Origin of the sequence: Micrococcus sp. Alg238-R198 (assembly GCF_900537135.1) — a bacterium.
Classification (GTDB): Bacteria; Actinomycetota; Actinomycetes; order Actinomycetales; family Micrococcaceae; genus Micrococcus; species Micrococcus luteus.
Window position 1 is genome coordinate 76,958 of the sequence record NZ_UNRH01000005.1, and the last position, 15,754, is coordinate 92,711.

Annotated in this window: 12 protein-coding genes; 10 read left to right on the plus strand and 2 right to left on the minus strand. The window is 71.6% G+C overall.

Annotated elements, in window-relative coordinates; translation table 11 throughout:
• Positions 1–51 precede the first annotated feature (51 nt).
• The 9 genes from G6R13_RS06465 to G6R13_RS06505 all read left to right on the plus strand — a co-directional run bounded on the left by G6R13_RS06465 (position 52) and on the right by G6R13_RS06505 (position 12,191).
• Entirely contained in the window at positions 52–1,908 is a 1,857-nt protein-coding gene (locus G6R13_RS06465; protein ID WP_044659392.1) for an ABC transporter family substrate-binding protein, read from the plus strand.
• Positions 1,909–2,070: 162 nt separating this feature from the next.
• Positions 2,071–3,591, plus strand: coding sequence for an ABC transporter permease (locus tag G6R13_RS06470; protein ID WP_044659393.1), 1,521 nt, complete (start codon positions 2,071–2,073; stop codon positions 3,589–3,591).
• Positions 3,592–3,596: 5 nt separating this feature from the next.
• Positions 3,597–4,787, plus strand: a complete 1,191-nt coding sequence (locus G6R13_RS06475) for an ABC transporter permease (RefSeq protein WP_044659397.1) — start codon at positions 3,597–3,599, stop codon at positions 4,785–4,787.
• Positions 4,784–6,664 (plus strand): ABC transporter ATP-binding protein, encoded by a 1,881-nt coding sequence (locus tag G6R13_RS06480; protein ID WP_052833441.1) that lies wholly within the window; start codon positions 4,784–4,786, stop codon positions 6,662–6,664. The genes G6R13_RS06475 and G6R13_RS06480 overlap by 4 nt, the downstream gene beginning before the upstream one ends.
• A 148-nt stretch (positions 6,665–6,812) precedes the next feature.
• A complete protein-coding gene (gene typA / locus G6R13_RS06485) occupies positions 6,813–8,723 on the plus strand; it encodes a translational GTPase TypA (RefSeq protein ID WP_061867044.1) in 1,911 nt (636 codons plus the stop codon).
• Positions 8,716–9,282, plus strand: a complete 567-nt coding sequence (locus tag G6R13_RS06490) for a hypothetical protein (RefSeq protein ID WP_163721270.1) — start codon at positions 8,716–8,718, stop codon at positions 9,280–9,282. The genes typA and G6R13_RS06490 overlap by 8 nt, the downstream gene beginning before the upstream one ends.
• Positions 9,279–9,605 carry a ferredoxin gene (gene fdxA, locus G6R13_RS06495; protein ID WP_002855160.1) on the plus strand — a complete coding sequence of 109 codons (327 nt, stop codon included), beginning with the start codon at positions 9,279–9,281 and terminating at the stop codon, positions 9,603–9,605. Before G6R13_RS06490 ends, fdxA begins: the two co-directional genes overlap by 4 nt.
• Positions 9,606–9,610: 5 nt before the next feature.
• Complete coding sequence (gene dapC, locus G6R13_RS06500; RefSeq protein WP_159833315.1) at positions 9,611–10,756, plus strand: succinyldiaminopimelate transaminase; 1,146 nt, start codon at positions 9,611–9,613, stop codon at positions 10,754–10,756.
• 148 nt (positions 10,757–10,904) lie between these two features.
• Positions 10,905–12,191 carry a citrate synthase gene (locus tag G6R13_RS06505; protein WP_101965978.1) on the plus strand — a complete coding sequence of 429 codons (1,287 nt, stop codon included), beginning with the start codon at positions 10,905–10,907 and terminating at the stop codon, positions 12,189–12,191.
• Between the two features lie 96 nt (positions 12,192–12,287).
• On the opposite strand, the gene G6R13_RS06510 is transcribed toward G6R13_RS06505, so the two are convergent.
• On the minus strand, positions 12,288–13,283 hold the full coding sequence (locus tag G6R13_RS06510) for an endonuclease domain-containing protein (protein ID WP_240335715.1): 996 nt from the start codon (positions 13,281–13,283) through the stop codon (positions 12,288–12,290).
• A 271-nt stretch (positions 13,284–13,554) separates the two neighbouring features.
• Positions 13,555–14,520, minus strand: a complete 966-nt coding sequence (gene dapD / locus G6R13_RS06515; RefSeq protein ID WP_036382673.1) for a 2,3,4,5-tetrahydropyridine-2,6-dicarboxylate N-succinyltransferase — start codon at positions 14,518–14,520, stop codon at positions 13,555–13,557.
• Positions 14,521–14,589: 69 nt separating this feature from the next.
• Between dapD and dapE the strand changes: the two genes are divergently transcribed.
• Positions 14,590–15,726, plus strand: coding sequence for a succinyl-diaminopimelate desuccinylase (gene dapE / locus G6R13_RS06520; RefSeq protein WP_159833309.1), 1,137 nt, complete (start codon positions 14,590–14,592; stop codon positions 15,724–15,726).
• The last annotated feature ends 28 nt before the right edge of the window (positions 15,727–15,754 follow it).

Here is a 15,754-nt window from a genome sequence, read left to right on the forward strand (position 1 = left end):
GGATGCGGGCGCGCGACGTCCTTGCACCTCTCATGAACGGAAGCACCTTCCATGAAGTACACGAAGCTCTCCGCTGCCGCGGCCCTGGCCGCCGGCTCGGCCCTCATCCTCTCCGCGTGCGCCCCGGGCGGCGGCAACGCAGGCGAATCCAGCAACGGCTCCGGCGCCAGCCAGGGCGGCGACTCGGGCGCCGGCAACGTCATCGAAGGGGACAAGGGCCAGAAGCTCACCGCCGAGGCCTCCGGGCCGGAGATGGCCGACCTGGGCGACGTCAAGACCCAGGACGGCTCCATCGCCTACTCGGTGGGCGCCGACGACTTCCTGTCCTACAACGGCCTGCAGTCGAACACGTACACCACGTACAACTCGGCCGTCGCGGACCGCATGTTCTCGTCCTTCTGGTACTTCGGCACCGACGGCTCGATCATCCCGAACGAGGACTTCGGCACGTACGAGAAGACCTCGGACGACCCGCTGACCGTGAAGTACACCATCAGCGACGACGCCAAGTGGTCCGACGGCACCCCCGTCACCGCCGGCGACTTCATCGTGCACTGGGCCGCGAACAACGACACGGTCAAGGCCGAGGGTTCCGAGACCCCGCTGTTCGACTCGATCTCCTTCGAGCAGGGCAAGTACATCCCGGAGGCGCCCGAGGGCGAGGCCGACGGCAAGGAGTTCACCGTCACCTACCCGGAGCCCTACGCGGACTGGGAGATCCTCATCAGCACCGCGCTGCCGGCGCACATCGTCGCCAAGGAGGCGGGCATGAGCTTCGAGGAGCTCGTCACCGCTGCGAAGGAGAAGGACGTCGAGGCGCTCACCCCGGCGGCCGAGTTCTGGAACGACGGCTGGGACTTCAGCCCCGGCGAGCTGCCGGACGCCTCGCTGGTGCCCTCCATGGGCCCCTACAAGTTCAAGGACGGCGGCTGGCAGGCCGGCCAGTCCATCACTCTCGAGGCCAACCCTGAGTACTGGGGCACCCCGCCGGCCACCAAGGAGCTCGTCCTCCGCTTCGCCGACCCGAAGACCCACGTGCAGGCCCTGCAGAACGGCGACCTCGACGTCATCGAGCCGCAGGCCACCGTGGACACCCTCCAGCAGCTCGAGGGCCTCGGCGAGGACGTCAACGTCCAGACCGGTGACCAGCTGACCTGGGAGCACGTGGACTACAACCGCGGCGAGGGCTCCGTCTTCGCGGACTCCCCGGAGCTGCGCGAGGCCTTCGCCCTCTGCCTGCCCCGCCAGCAGATCGTGGACAACCTGATCAAGCCGATCTATGCGGACGCCCAGGTCATGAACCTGCGCGAGGTCTTCCCCTTCCAGGACAAGTACCAGGAGGTCGTGGACGAGGCCTACCCGAAGGAGATGGACGAGCCGAACATCGAGAAGGCGAAGGAGCTCGTCGAGAAGTCGGGCGTCTCCACGCCCACGGTCCGCCTCGGCTACCAGGCGGGCAACCAGCGTCGCACCGAGACCGTCGCGCTCATCAAGAGCTCCTGCGACCAGGCCGGCTTCGACGTGCAGGACGCCAACTCGCCGGTGTTCTTCAAGGAGGTCATGCCGGCCGGTGACTACGACGCCGCCCTCTACGCCTGGGCCGGCTCGGGCCAGAAGGCCTCCGGCGCGAACATCTACCAGTCGGACGGCGCTCAGAACCAGCAGAGCTACAACAACCCCGAGGTGGACGCGGCCTGGGACAAGCTCGCCACCTCGCTGGACGAGAACGAGCAGCTCGAGCAGGTCAAGACCATCGAGAAGCTGCTCTGGGAGGACTTCCAGGCCATCCCGCTGTACGCTCACCCGGGTCTGGTCGGCCACAAGGCCGACGTCGCCAACGTGCGCGACACCGCCGCCCAGTCGGGTGCGCTGTGGAACGTGGAGCAGTGGGTCCGCGTCCAGGAGTGACGCCCCGCTGACCTCTGACCCGGCGGTCCGCCTCCCGCGGACCGCCGGCGTCGGGATCGAGGACAGAGCCCGGCCGGGCACCGGCCGGGCTCTGGCCGTGAACCGCGGCGAACCCGCACCCCTCCCTTTCCCTTGCACTCGCACGGAAGGTCACCCCCTGTTGTGCTGAAATTCATCCTCAAGCGCCTCGGCAGCTCCCTCCTGGTGCTGTTCGGCGCGTCGATCCTGCTCTTCTTCCTCGTGGCCCACTCGGGTGACCCCCTCCAGGACCTGCGAGAGTCACAGAACCCCAACCGCGAGACCCTCATCGCCGCCCGCACCGAATTCATGGGGCTGGACCAGCCCTGGTACGCCCGGTACTGGGACTGGCTCCAGGGCATCGGCGGCTGCGTCACCGGTCAGTGCGACCTCGGCCTCAGCCGGAACGGTCAGTCCGTCGGTGACCTGCTGAGCAACGCCGCGGCCTCCACGCTGCGCCTCGTGGTGCTCGCGACCGTCCTGGCGATCATCATCGGCATCGCGATCGGCATCGTCACCGCGATCCGCCAGTACTCCGGCCTCGACTACGTGGTCACGTTCCTGATCTTCCTCTTCTTCTCGCTGCCCGTGTTCTGGGCGGCCGTGCTCCTGAAGGAGTACATGGGGATCCGGTTCAACGACTGGATCCGCAGCCCCGAGCTGAACTGGCCCCTCCTCATCGGGGTCGCCGTCCTCGCGGGCCTGGTCCTGCAGGCCGTCATGGCGGGCGACCTCAAGCGGCGCGCCTTCACGTTCGGCGCCACCGCCGCGTTCATCCTGCTCGCCGGCTGGGTGCTGTTCGCCGTCGACTTCTGGCGGCATCCGCAGATGGGCCCGGTCGTGCAGCTGGTCATCGGCCTGGCCGCCGCCGTCGGCGCCACCGCGGTGATCTCCGGTCTGCGCAACCGATCGGTCCTCAAGGCCGCCCTGGTCACGGCCGCGATCGGCCTCGTCTCCTACTACGCCACCTACAGCCTGCTGTGGCGGACGCCGTCCGCGCTGCTGCTGGCCGGCCTCGGCGTCATCCTCGTGCTGGTGGCCATCCTGGTGGGCCGCCTGCTCGGCGGCTTCTCCAAGGGCTCGGCCGTGTCCGCCTCGCTGGTGACCGCCCTGATCATGGGCGTGGCGATCGTGGCGGAGCACCTGATGAACTACTGGCCGACCTTCCTGAAGGTCAAGCCGCGCCCGATCTCCACGATCGGCTCGGGCACCCCGAACCTGGACGCCCACTTCTGGGTGGTGTTCCTGGACCGCGGTGCGCAGCTGCTGCTGCCCACCATCCTGCTGACCATCATCTCGGTGGCCACGTACTCGCGGTATACGCGCTCCTCCATGCTCGAGGTCTCGCGCCAGGACTACATCCGCACCGCGCGCGCCAAGGGCCTGCCGGAGCGCCAGGTGATCCTGAAGCATGCGTTCCGCAACTCCCTGATCCCCATCACCACGATCATGGCCTTCGACTTCGCCGGCCTGATCGGCGGCGCCGTGATCACGGAGCAGGTGTTCGGCTGGAAGGGGATGGGCGAGCTGTTCGCCACCGGCCTGCGCGACGTGGACCCCATGCCCGTGATGGCGTTCTTCCTCGTGACGGGCACCGCCGCCGTGCTGATGAACCTCGTGGCGGACGTGCTCTACGCCGTCCTCGACCCCCGGATTCGAGTGTGAGCCAGATGACCACCAACAACTCCTCGACGACGGGCGCGCAGCTCGACGAGAAGCAGATCTTCGACCTCGCGGAGGCGGAGGACGCCAAGCTCCGCGCCAAGGCCGGGAAGTCCTACTCCCAGGGTGCCCTGGTCCGCAAGCGGTTCTTCCGCCACAAGGCGGCGATGATCTCCCTGATCGTGCTGGTCTTCATCACGCTGATGGCGTTCTCCTCCATCGGCTTCGCCGGCATCCCCGGCTGGTGGGACAAGTCCTACACGGCCGCGGCGTCCGTGGTGAACGGCGGTCGCCCGACGCTCTCGGTCGTGCCGCAGGCCTTCGGGGGCGAGGGCATCCGCTGGGGCGAGCATCCCTTCGGCCAGGACACCACGGGCAAGGACTACTTCGCCCTCGTGATGCGCGGGACCCAGCAGTCCATGATCATCGCGGCCATCGTGGGCCTGCTCTCCACCGTGATCGGCGCGGTCGTCGGCGCCGTGTCCGGCTACTTCGGCGGCTGGGTCGACTCCGTGCTGATGCGCCTGACCGACCTGATCATCGTCATCCCGCTGCTCGTGCTCGCCGCGGTGCTCGGCCAGATGGCCAGCGGCATGAAGATGGGCATCCTCCCGCTCGCGGTGGTGCTCGGCCTCGTGTCCTGGACGTCCCTGGCCCGCCTCGTGCGCGGCGAGGTCCTGTCCCTGCGCGAGAAGGAGTTCGTGGCGGCCGCCGTCGCCATGGGCGCCAAGCCGGGCCGCCTGATCTTCAAGCACCTGCTGCCCAACACGATCGGCGTGATCGTCGTGAACGCGACGTTCGCCATCGCGGGCGCGGTGCTGCTGGAGACCTCGCTGTCCTTCCTCGGCTTCGGCGTGAAGGCGCCGGACTCGTCCCTGGGCCTGCTCATCTCCGACTATCAGAACGCGTTCACCACCCGTCCGTGGCTGTTCTGGTGGCCCGGCATGATCATCCTCGCGATCGCCCTGTCCGTGAACTTCCTCGGCGACGGCCTGCGCGACGCCTTCGACCCGCGCCAGGGCGCGGGCGCCCACCGCAGGCCCCGCTTCTTCGGCCGCCGCGCGGCCGCCACCGAGGCCGGTGCGACGACGGCGGGCGGTCTGGCCGCGGCCCCGACGGCCGGCCGGATCGAGGCCCCCGCGGAGGAGGCCGGCGGATCCGCACGGATCTCCGACGCGGACGAGGACGGTCAGCGATGAGCGCGAACGACAAGAAAGGCCGATCCATGTTCGGCAAGAAGAACGAGAACGACGTGACCGCCGGCGGGCAGGGCTCGCACGCGGCGTCGTCGGCCGACCTCGAGGCGCGCGGCGCCGCCGTGCCCGGCTCCTCCGGCGACGGCGGCGTGCCTCCGGGCCCCGCGACGAGCGCGATGGGCGTCGTGGCCCGCCACGACGACCTGGGCGGCGAGCCGGTGCTCGCCTTCCGCGACGTGGACGTGAAGTTCGCGACCGAGTTCGGCGAGGTGCACGCGGTCAAGGGCGTGACGTTCGACGTCAAGCCCGGCGAGGTCGTCGCCCTCGTGGGCGAGTCCGGCTCCGGCAAGTCCGTCACGAGCGCCACCGCCATGGGCCTGCTCCCGGGCAATGCGGACATCACCGGCTCCGTGCAGCTGGCCGGCCGCGACGTGCTCACCATGACCCCGGGGCAGCTGCGCGACATCCGCGGCGACGAGGTGGCGATGGTGTTCCAGGAGCCCATGACGGCCCTGAACCCCGTCCTCACCGTGGGCGACCAGCTCACGGAGGCCCTCGAGCTGCACGGCATCGCCTACGGCACCGAGGCGGACAAGCGCGCCGTCGAGCTGCTCACCATGGTGGGCATCCCCGACGCCGCCACCCGGCTCAAGCAGTACCCCCACCAGTTCTCGGGCGGCCAGCGCCAGCGCATCGTCATCGCGATGGCGATCAGCTGCTCGCCGAAGGTGATCATCGCGGACGAGCCCACCACGGCGCTCGACGTGACGGTCCAGGCCGAGATCCTGGAGCTGCTGCGCTCCCTGAAGAACAAGATGAACACCGGCATCCTGCTCATCACGCACAACATGGGCGTGGTGGCGGACATGGCGGACCGGGTGTGCGTGATGCTCCACGGCGAGCTCGTGGAGCAGGGCTCGGTGCACCAGGTGCTCCAGCACGCCCGGCACCCGTACACCCAGAAGCTGCTCTCGGCGGTGCCGCGCCTCGGCGAGCCCCTCGAGGTGGCAGAGCCGGAGCCGGTCACGGCCACGCAGACGCAGGCCCGGTACGCGATCGAGGCGGAGAACCTCCACCTCGAGTACGACCACCGCGGCAAGAAGAACCGCGTGGTCCACGACGTCAGCTTCCAGGTGGCCCCGGGCGAGATCCTGGGCCTGGTGGGCGAGTCCGGCTCGGGCAAGTCCACCATCGCCAAGTCGGTCCTCGGCCTGCTCACCATCGCGGAGGGCTCGCTGCGCATCCAGGGCCACGACCTGGCGACGATGCCCAAGGCCGAGCAGCGCGCCCTGCGCAAGAACATCGGCGTGGTCTTCCAGGACCCGGCGGCCTCGCTGGACCCGCGGTTCCCGATCGGCGACATCATCACCGAGCCGATGGTCGTGCACAAGGTGGGGGACCGGCGCTCGCGCCTCGCCCGCGCCGAGGAGCTGCTGGACGCGGTGCGTCTGCCGCGCTCCGTGGTGAACCGGTACCCGCACGAGCTCTCCGGCGGTCAGCGCCAGCGCATCTCGATCGCCCGCGCCCTGACCCTGGACCCCCAGGTGCTCATCGCGGACGAGCCGACCTCGGCCCTCGACGTGTCCGTCCAGGCCGCCGTGCTGGACATGTTCGCGGAGCTGCAGCAGCGCTACGAGTTCGCGTGCCTGTTCGTGTCCCACGACCTCGCGGTGGTGGACATGCTGGCCCACAAGGTGCTCGTCCTCAAGGACGGCCGCCAGGTGGAGCAGGGCCCCACGGAGGAGGTGCTCCACCGTCCGAAGGAGGAGTACACCCGTCGCCTCCTGGCGGCGGCGCCCGTGCCGGACCCGGACCAGCAGGCGGAGCGTCGCCAGGAGCGCCGCGAGTTCCTCGCCTCCCTCGGCGAGGGCGTCTACTGACCGCGCGGGTCGGCGGCGGGCGCGTCCCGCCGCCGGCCCCGGGCCCACCGGCCCGCCTGTCCACGGCGGCCCCTGCGCGTACAATCGCACGGGGGCCGCCGTCGTCGTGCGCCTCCACCCCTTTGATGTCGAACCGGACAGGACGCCCATGACCTCGACCGAAACCCGCCGCTCCGATCTGCGCAACGTGGCCATCGTGGCCCACGTGGACCATGGCAAGACCACGATGGTGGACGCCATGCTGCGCCAGACCGGTGCCTTCAACACGCACGGCGACGTCGCCGAGCGGGTCATGGACTCCGGGGACCTGGAGAAGGAGAAGGGGATCACGATCCTCGCCAAGAACACCACGGTGTTCTACTCCGGCCCGTCCGCCCCCGAGGGCGAGACCGTCACCATCAACGTGATCGACACCCCCGGCCACGCCGACTTCGGCGGCGAGGTGGAGCGCGGCCTGTCCATGGTGGACGGCGTCGTGCTGCTCGTGGACTCCTCCGAGGGCCCGCTGCCCCAGACCCGCTTCGTGCTCCGCAAGGCCCTCGCGGCCAAGCTGCCCGTGATCCTCGTGGTCAACAAGACGGACCGCCCGGACGCGCGCATCGACGGGGTCGTCTCCGACTCCATGGACCTGCTGCTCGGCCTGGCCTCGGACCTGGCCGAGGAGGACCCGGACCTGGACCTCGACTCGGTGTTGGACGTCCCCGTCGTCTACGCCTCGGGCAAGGCCGGCCGCGCCTCCCTGACCCAGCCCGCCGACGGCGCCCTGCCGGAGGCCGAGGACCTCGAGGCCCTCTTCAACGTGATCATGGAGCACATCCCGGCCCCGTCCTACACCGAGGGCGAGGTCCTCCAGGCGCACGTCACCAACCTGGACGCCTCCCCGTTCCTCGGCCGCCTCGCGCTGCTGCGCATCTTCAACGGCACCCTCCGCAAGGGCCAGCAGGTCGCGTGGGCCCGCCAGGACGGCGCCCTGAAGACCGTGAAGATCACCGAGCTGCTGGCCACCAAGGGCCTCGAGCGCGTGCCCGCGGAGGAGGCCGGCCCGGGCGAGATCGTCGCCGTCGCCGGCATCGAGGACATCATGATCGGCGAGACCCTCACCGACGCGGAGAACCCGAAGCCGCTGCCGCTGATCACGGTGGACGACCCGGCCATCTCCATGACCGTGGGCATCAACACCTCCCCGCTGGCCGGCCGCGTCAAGGGCGCCAAGGTCACGGCCCGCCAGGTGAAGGACCGCCTGGACAAGGAGCTGATCGGCAACGTCTCGCTCAAGGTGCTCCCCACCGAACGCCCGGATGCGTGGGAGGTGCAGGGCCGCGGCGAGCTCGCCCTGGCCATCCTCGTGGAGCAGATGCGCCGCGAGGGCTTCGAGCTCACCGTGGGCAAGCCGCAGGTGGTCACCCGGACCGTGGACGGCAAGGTCCACGAGCCGATGGAGCGCATGACCATCGACATCCCCGAGGAGTTCATGGGCGCGGTCACGCAGCTCATGGCCGCCCGCAAGGGCCGCATGCAGGAGATGTCCAACCACGGCACGGGCTGGATCCGCATGGAGTTCCTGGTTCCGGCCCGCGGCCTGATCGGCTTCCGCACCCGCTTCCTCACCGAGACCCGCGGCGCGGGCATCGCCTCCTCCTACGCGGCCGGCTACGAGCCGTGGGCCGGCGAGATCGAGTACCGCACCAACGGCTCCCTCGTGGCCGACCGCGCGGGCTCCGCCACGCCGTTCGCCATGATCAACCTGCAGGAGCGCGGCACCTTCTTCGTGCAGCCGGGTGCCGAGGTGTACGAGGGCATGATCGTGGGCGAGAACTCGCGCGCCGACGACATGGACGTGAACATCACCAAGGAGAAGAAGCTCACCAACATGCGTGCGGCCTCCTCCGAGTCGTTCGAGGGCCTGACGCCCCCGCGCCGGCTCACCCTCGAGGAGTCCCTCGAGTTCGCCCGCGAGGACGAGTGCGTGGAGATCACCCCCGAGGACATCCGCATCCGCAAGGTCGTCCTGGACGCCAACGAGCGCCTGAAGGCCGCGCGCGCCCGCGCCCGTGCCTGACCGCCCCCGCCGACGCGCCCGGCCCGCCGACGTGGTGGGCGGGGCGCTGCTCGGCGTCGTCGCCGGCGCGCTCGGCACCGCCGTCCATCTGAACCTGGCCTCCCTGCCGGGCGGCTGGGCCCTGCCCTGGGGGGCGGTGCTGGCGCTCGTGCTCGTCGGCTCGACGCAGCGCTGGTGGATGGTCCGACGCGCGGGCCGCGGCGGGCGCGCCCTGCCGGCGGGGGCCGCGGTCGTCGCCGGCGCGTTCACCGCCGTCCTGGCCCTGCAGCGCCTGCCGGTGGACGACGCCCTGGGGTTGTCCTGGACGGCCGGCCTGTGGGCGGCGGCGCCGGGCGCCGTCGTCGCCTCCGTGGCCTGGAACGTCGGCCAGCCGGTGCTCGGTATGGTCCTGTTGGCCGCGGGCCGGCGGCTGGACCGCCGACCCGCGGAGGCCGCCGAGGCCGCCACGCGCCCCCGCCGGGCCACTGTGACCGCCCGCGAAACGCGTCCGGGGGAGCGAGTACCCTGGACCGCAGCCCCGCAACCCCGTGCCCAGAGAGAGGTGGACGGTCAGCCATGACCTACGTGATCGCGTTGCCGTGTGTGGACGTCAAGGACAAGGCGTGCATCGACGAATGCCCCGTGGACTGCATCTACGAGGGTGAGCGCATGCTCTACATCCACCCGGACGAGTGCGTCGACTGCGGTGCGTGCGAGCCGGTGTGCCCCGTCGAGGCCATCTACTATGAGGACGACACCCCCGACGAGTGGGCCGAGTACTACAAGGCCAACGTCGAGTTCTTCGACGACCTGGGCTCCCCGGGCGGGGCCGCCAAGCTGGGCATGATCGCCAAGGACCACCCGATCATCTCCGCCCTGCCCCTGCAGAACGCCGACGCCTGAGCCCCATGCTGACGCTGCCGGACTACCCGTGGGACACGCTCACCCCCTACCGTGAGCGTGCCGCCGCCCACCCGGACGGCGTCGCGGACCTGTCCATCGGAACGCCGGTGGATCCGACGCCGGCGCTGATCCGCCGGGCCCTGACCGAGGCCGCCGACGCGCACGGCTACCCGACGACGCACGGCACGGACGCCCTGCGTCGCGCCGTCGTCGACTGGTACGCCCGGCGCCGCGGGGTGCCCGGGCTGGACCCGGCGGCCGTGGTGCCCACGGTCGGGTCGAAGGAGTTCATCGCGTGGCTGCCCACGCTGCTCGGGCTCGGCGCAGGCGACGTCGTCGTCCACCCCGAGGCCGCCTACCCCACCTATGCGGTGGGCGCGCTGCTGGCCGGGGCGGAGGCCGTGGCCGCGGACGACCTCGACGCGCTGGCGCCCGAGGTGCGTGAGCGGGTGCGCCTCGTGTGGACCAACTCGCCGGCCAACCCCACCGGCGCCGTGCTGGACGCGGCGGCGCTGCGCCGCACGGTCGACGCCGCCCGTGCCGTGGGCGCCGTGGTGTGCGGGGACGAGTGCTACGCCGAGCTCGGCTGGGACGCGTGGGACGGGGCCGTCGTGCCCTGCATCCTGTCCGACGAGGTCTCCGGCGGCGACCTGACGGGCCTGCTGAGCGTCTACTCGCTGTCCAAGCAGTCCAACCTCGCCGGCTACCGCGCCGCGTTCGCCGCGGGGGATCCGGAGCTCGTGGCGACCCTGGTCAACACCCGCAAGCACGCGGGCATGATCGTGCCCGCCCCGGTGCAGCACGCGATGGCCGTGGCCCTGGCCGACGACGCGCACGTCGCGGAGCAGAAGGACCGCTACCGCCGCCGTCGGGACGCGCTGCGCACCGCGCTGGAGGCCTCCGGCCACACGGTGGACCACTCCGAGGCGGGGCTGTACCTGTGGACCCGGCGGGCGGACCTGGACCCGGCCGACGCCACGGCGCAGGACTCGTGGGATCTGCTGGGCGACCTGGCGGACCTGGGCATCATCGCCGGGCCCGGCGTGTTCTACGGCGGCGACGGCTACGTCCGCGTCGCGATCACCGCCACGGACGAGGCGGTCGCCCGGGCCGCGGCGAGACTCACCGCCCGCGGGCCGCGGACCGGCTGAGCCGGGGCCGCGGGCCGTCGTCGGGGGAAACGACCGCGCGCCCCGGGCCGGTCCTTGATAGTTTGGAGCAGAGTCGTCCCTGTGTGGGCGCGCCCACATCGGCGCGCGAACCCGGGCCATCGAGAAGAGAAGACGAGGGAGCACACCCGTGACCCATCACGAGTCCGTCCGGCTGACCGTCGGCGAGCAGAGCCTGGACCTGGGCGTCGAGTACGCCACAGAGGGCAACAACGGCATCAACATCGCCCCGCTCCTGAAGGAGACCGGCGACGTCACCTACGACCCGGGCTTCATGAACACGGCGAACGCCAAGTCGGCCGTCACGTTCATCGACGGTGACCAGGGCATCCTGCGCTACCGCGGCTACGCCATCGAGGACCTCGCCGAGCACTCCTCCTTCATGGAGGTGGCCTACCTGCTGATCTACGGCGAGCTGCCCGAGTCCAAGGAGACCCTGGAGGCCTGGGAGACCAACATCCTGCGCCACAACATGGTGCACGAGGACCTCAAGCTGTTCTTCAACGGCTTCCCGCGGGACGCGCACCCCATGCCGGTGCTGTCCTCCTCCGTGTCCGGGCTGTCCACGTTCTACCCGGACTCCCTGGACCCGCACGACCCGGAGCAGGTCCACATCTCCACCGTGCGTCTGCTGGGCAAGCTGCCGGTGCTGGCCTCCTACGCGTTCAAGAAGTCGCTGGGCCAGCCGTTCATGTACCCGCACAACTCGCTGAACTACGTGGAGAACTTCCTCCGCCTGTGCTTCGGCGTGCCGGCCGAGGAATACGACATCGACCCGGACGTGGTCAAGGCCCTCGACCTGCTGCTCATGCTGCACGCCGACCACGAGCAGAACGCCTCCACCTCCACGGTGCGCCTGGTCGGCTCCACCCAGGCCAACCTGTTCGCCTCGGTGTCCGCCGGCATCAACGCCCTCTACGGCCCGCTGCACGGCGGCGCCAACGAGGCCGTGCTGAACATGCTCCGGAAGATCAAGTCGGAGGGCATCACGCCCGAGGACTTCATGGAGAAGGTGAAGAACAAGGAGGACGGCGTCCGCCTGATGGGCTTCGGCCACCGCGTGTACAAGAACTATGACCCGCGGGCCAAGATCATCAAGAAGACCGCCGAGGACATCCTGGGCAAGATGGGCGGCAACGACGAGCTGCTCGAGATCGCCCAGCGCCTCGAGGAGAAGGCCCTCGCCGACGACTACTTCGTGGAGCGCAAGCTCTACCCGAACGTCGACTTCTACACCGGCGTGATCTACAAGGCCATGGGCTTCCCGGAGAAGATGTTCACCGTCCTCTTCGCCCTGGGCCGCCTGCCCGGCTGGATCGCCCAGTGGCGCGAGCTCATGGAGGACCCGGCCACCAAGATCGGCCGCCCGCGCCAGATCTACGTGGGCGAGCAGCTGCGCCAGTACCCGCAGCGCTGACCCGGGGGCGCTGACCCTGCGTTGGGGGGCGGTTTCGGGTGGTATTCCGACGGAATACCACCCGAAACCGCCCCCAATGCGTTCGCCGGAGCGTGCTCACGTCGAGGCGGAGGGGCCGAGGCGGCGTCGGACCACCGCGACGACGCCACGGAAGTCCTCGCGCCCATCCGCCCAGGTGACGCGGAGCGTCGTCCAGCCGCGCGCCTGGCCGTAGCGGTCCCGGCGGGCGTCGCGCGCCTGCTGCTCCCGCGTGCGGTGCCCCGCACCGTCGTACTGCAGGGCCAGGCCCACGTGACGGTAGGCCAGGTCGGCCACGGGGGAGAAGGGGTCCCCGGGCTCGAGCGCGGCCTGCAGCTCCGGCTCCGGCAGCCCGCCGGCCACGAGGGCGAGGCGCAGGCGGGTCTCGGGCGGCGAGTCCGCCCCGACGCGAACGGAATCCAGCGCCTCCCGGGCGGCCGGGCGGCCATGGAAGCGTCCGGACGCGCGCAGCGCGGACCGCAGCGCGGCGATCGTGGTGGCCGGATCCGTCCGGCCCGCGGGCGTCCACGGGTGCCTGACGGCGTGGTCGCCGGCGGCCACGAGGTCCTCGAACGTCCACGGGGGCGTCAGGGAGCACAGGTCCAGCCAGGTGCGATCGACGGTGGTGACGCGCAGGCCGTGCACGTGCGTGACGAACTCGGGCGCCAGCGGCCTGCGGTGGTCCATCAGCCCGGCCCGCCGGACGCGTCGTGTCCCCCGAGCCACGGTGAGGTGCACCGGCGGGTCGGCCTCGAGCTCGCCCGTCGCCGGGTCGCGCCGCCGCCAGGCTCGCGCGGGCATCGGCAGGCCGTGCAGGTGGGCCGCGGTCTCGTGGGAGAGGACGGCATCCGGGCGCCGGCGCAGAAGCGCGGCGAGGTGATCGGGGGAGAAGCCGTGCCCGGGCTCGGTCAGGCCCAGGTCGGCCCAGCCCGTGCCAGGACGTGCCCGCTGCCGGTGGAAGCCCTGCCCGACCCGCTCCAGGTCCGACCGGCGGGCGCGGTCGGGCGGCAGCCCCAGTCGGGCCAGGTCCGTGGCCAACAGCACGGCGGGCTGGTCGGGCGGCAGAGGAGTCACGACGCGCGGCATGCACCCATCGGACGACGCCGGCGGGGCGCCCGGGGCGCGCTGGCCGCGGCACGGGGACGACGCGCGGGGCGAGCGCCGCTGTGCAGGAGCCGACGGCCCGCGCCGCGTGCCGCCGTCGTCGTCTTCCCGCCCCCGGGCCGCCGGGGAGTTCCGGGGGCGATACTGGGCGTTATCCCGGCGGGATACCACCGGAAATCGCCCCCCAACGCGGCGGAAAACGCGGGGAGGAACGGGGGAGGGGAGGGCCGGGTGTGCCGGGTCAGTTCGCGTGCAGCGCCGCGTTCAGTTCGACGGTCCGGCCGGCGCGGGGGAGGGCCTCGACCCCGCCCGTGGTGGAGTTGCGGCGGAACAGCAGGTTCGGCACGCCGGAGAGGTCCACGGCCTTCACGGTCCGCGCCGCCTCGCCGTCCTGCAGCACGCTCACGCGCGTGCCTGCGGTGACGTACAGACCGGCCTCGACCACGCAGTCGTCGCCGACGGAGATGCCCACGCCGGAGTTCGCGCCGAGCAGCACGTGCTCGCCGATCACGATCCGCTGGGTGCCGCCGCCGGAGAGCGTGCCCATGATGGACGCGCCGCCTCCGACGTCGGACCCGTCGCCCACCACGACTCCGGCCGAGATCCGGCCCTCCACCATCGAATGCCCCAGGGTGCCCGCGTTGAAGTTCACGAAGCCCTCGTGCATCACGGTCGTCCCCTCGGCCAGGTGGGCGCCCAGGCGCACCCGGTCCGCGTCGCCGATGCGCACCCCGGAGGGCACGACGTAGTCCGTCATGCGCGGGAACTTGTCCACGCCGTACACCTGCACGGCGCCGCGGGCACGCAGCCTCGCCCGCGTCAGCTCGAAGTCCGCGACCGCGCAGGGTCCGTGGTTCGTCCACACCACGTTGGTGAGCAGCCCGAAGACGCCGTCGAGGTTGAGCTCGTTCGGCCGCACCAGGCGGTGCGAGAGCACGTGCAGGCGCAGCCACGCGTCCGCGGTGGAGGCCGGGGCGGCGTCCAGGTCGACCTCCAGCTCGACGACGGCCTGCGTGGTCCCGCGGTCCGCGTCGTCCGCGGCGAGGGCGCGCAGGGTGTCGCGCAGCGAGGCGTCCGCAGCGGAGAGCGGACCGGCCACGGGCGCGGGGAACCACACGTCCAGGACGGCGCCGTCGGCGGCCGTGGTGGCCAGGCCGTGGCCGGAGACGAGACGGGGGGAGGGCTGCTGTGCAGCGGTCTGGGTCATGCGCCTCAGCCTAATGAGCGGCCGGGGCACGCTGCAGGGCGGCGAGAGGCCCGTCCGTAGACTGGACACATGAGTCTCACCCCCGTGCCCCTGCCCGACCTCGCCGATCCGGACCTCGACGTCGCGGCGCTCACCGCCATCCTGCTGGACGTGCGCTCCGTCTCGGGGGAGGAGGGGCCGCTGGCCGACGCCGTCGAGCAGGCCCTGCGCGCCCTCGGCGGCCTCGAGGTGCGGCGGTTCGGGGACGCCGTCGTCGCCCGCACCGCTCTGGGGCGGCCGACCCGCGTGATCCTCGCCGGGCACCTGGACACGGTGCCCCTGCCCACCGTGCCGGGCTCGCGCGGGACCGTGCCCTCGGCGTGGGACAGGGACGTGCTGTACGGCCGCGGAGCCGTGGACATGAAGTCCGGCGTCGCCGTGCAGCTGGCCCTGGCCGGCCGCTTCGGCCGCGCGGACGGCCCGACCCCCGTGCACGACGTCACGTGGGTGTTCTACGACCACGAAGAGGTCTCCTCGGACCTCTCGGGCCTCGCCCGCGTGGCCCGCCAGGCCCCCGAGCTGCTGGAGGGCGACTTCGCGGTGCTGCTCGAGCCGACCGACGGCGTCGTGGAGGGCGGCTGCAACGGCACGTGCCGGTACCGCGTCACCTTCTCCGGTGTCGCGGCGCACTCGGGCCGCGCCTGGCGCGGCGACAACGCGATCCACAAGCTGGCCCCCGTGCTCACCGCCCTGGCGGCGTACGAGCCGGCCACGGTCACGGTGGAGGGCCTGGAGTACCGGGAGGGGCTGCACGCGATCCGCGTGGCCGGCGGCGTCGCGGGCAACGTCATCCCGGACGAGGCGTCCGTGGACCTGAACTACCGGTTCGCTCCGGACAAGACCCTCGACCAGGCCCACGCGCACGTCCGCGCGGTGCTGGAGGGGGCCGGTGTGGACTGGGACGCCCAGGTGCGGATCGACGACGCCTCGCCCGCCGCCCGCCCCGGTCTGGACCGGCCGGCCGCCGCCGCGTTCGTCGCCGCCGTCGGGGGAGAGCCCCAGCCCAAGTACGGGTGGACGGACGTGGCGCGGTTCTCCCAGCTGGGCGTGCCCGCGGTCAACTTCGGCCCCGGCGACGCCCTCCTGGCCCACACGGACGACGAGCACGTGCCCCGCGAGGCGGTCCACGCGTGCCTCGCGGCGCTCGCGGCCTGGCTGGCCGGCTGACCCGACGACGTCGGCCGCCGCCACCCGC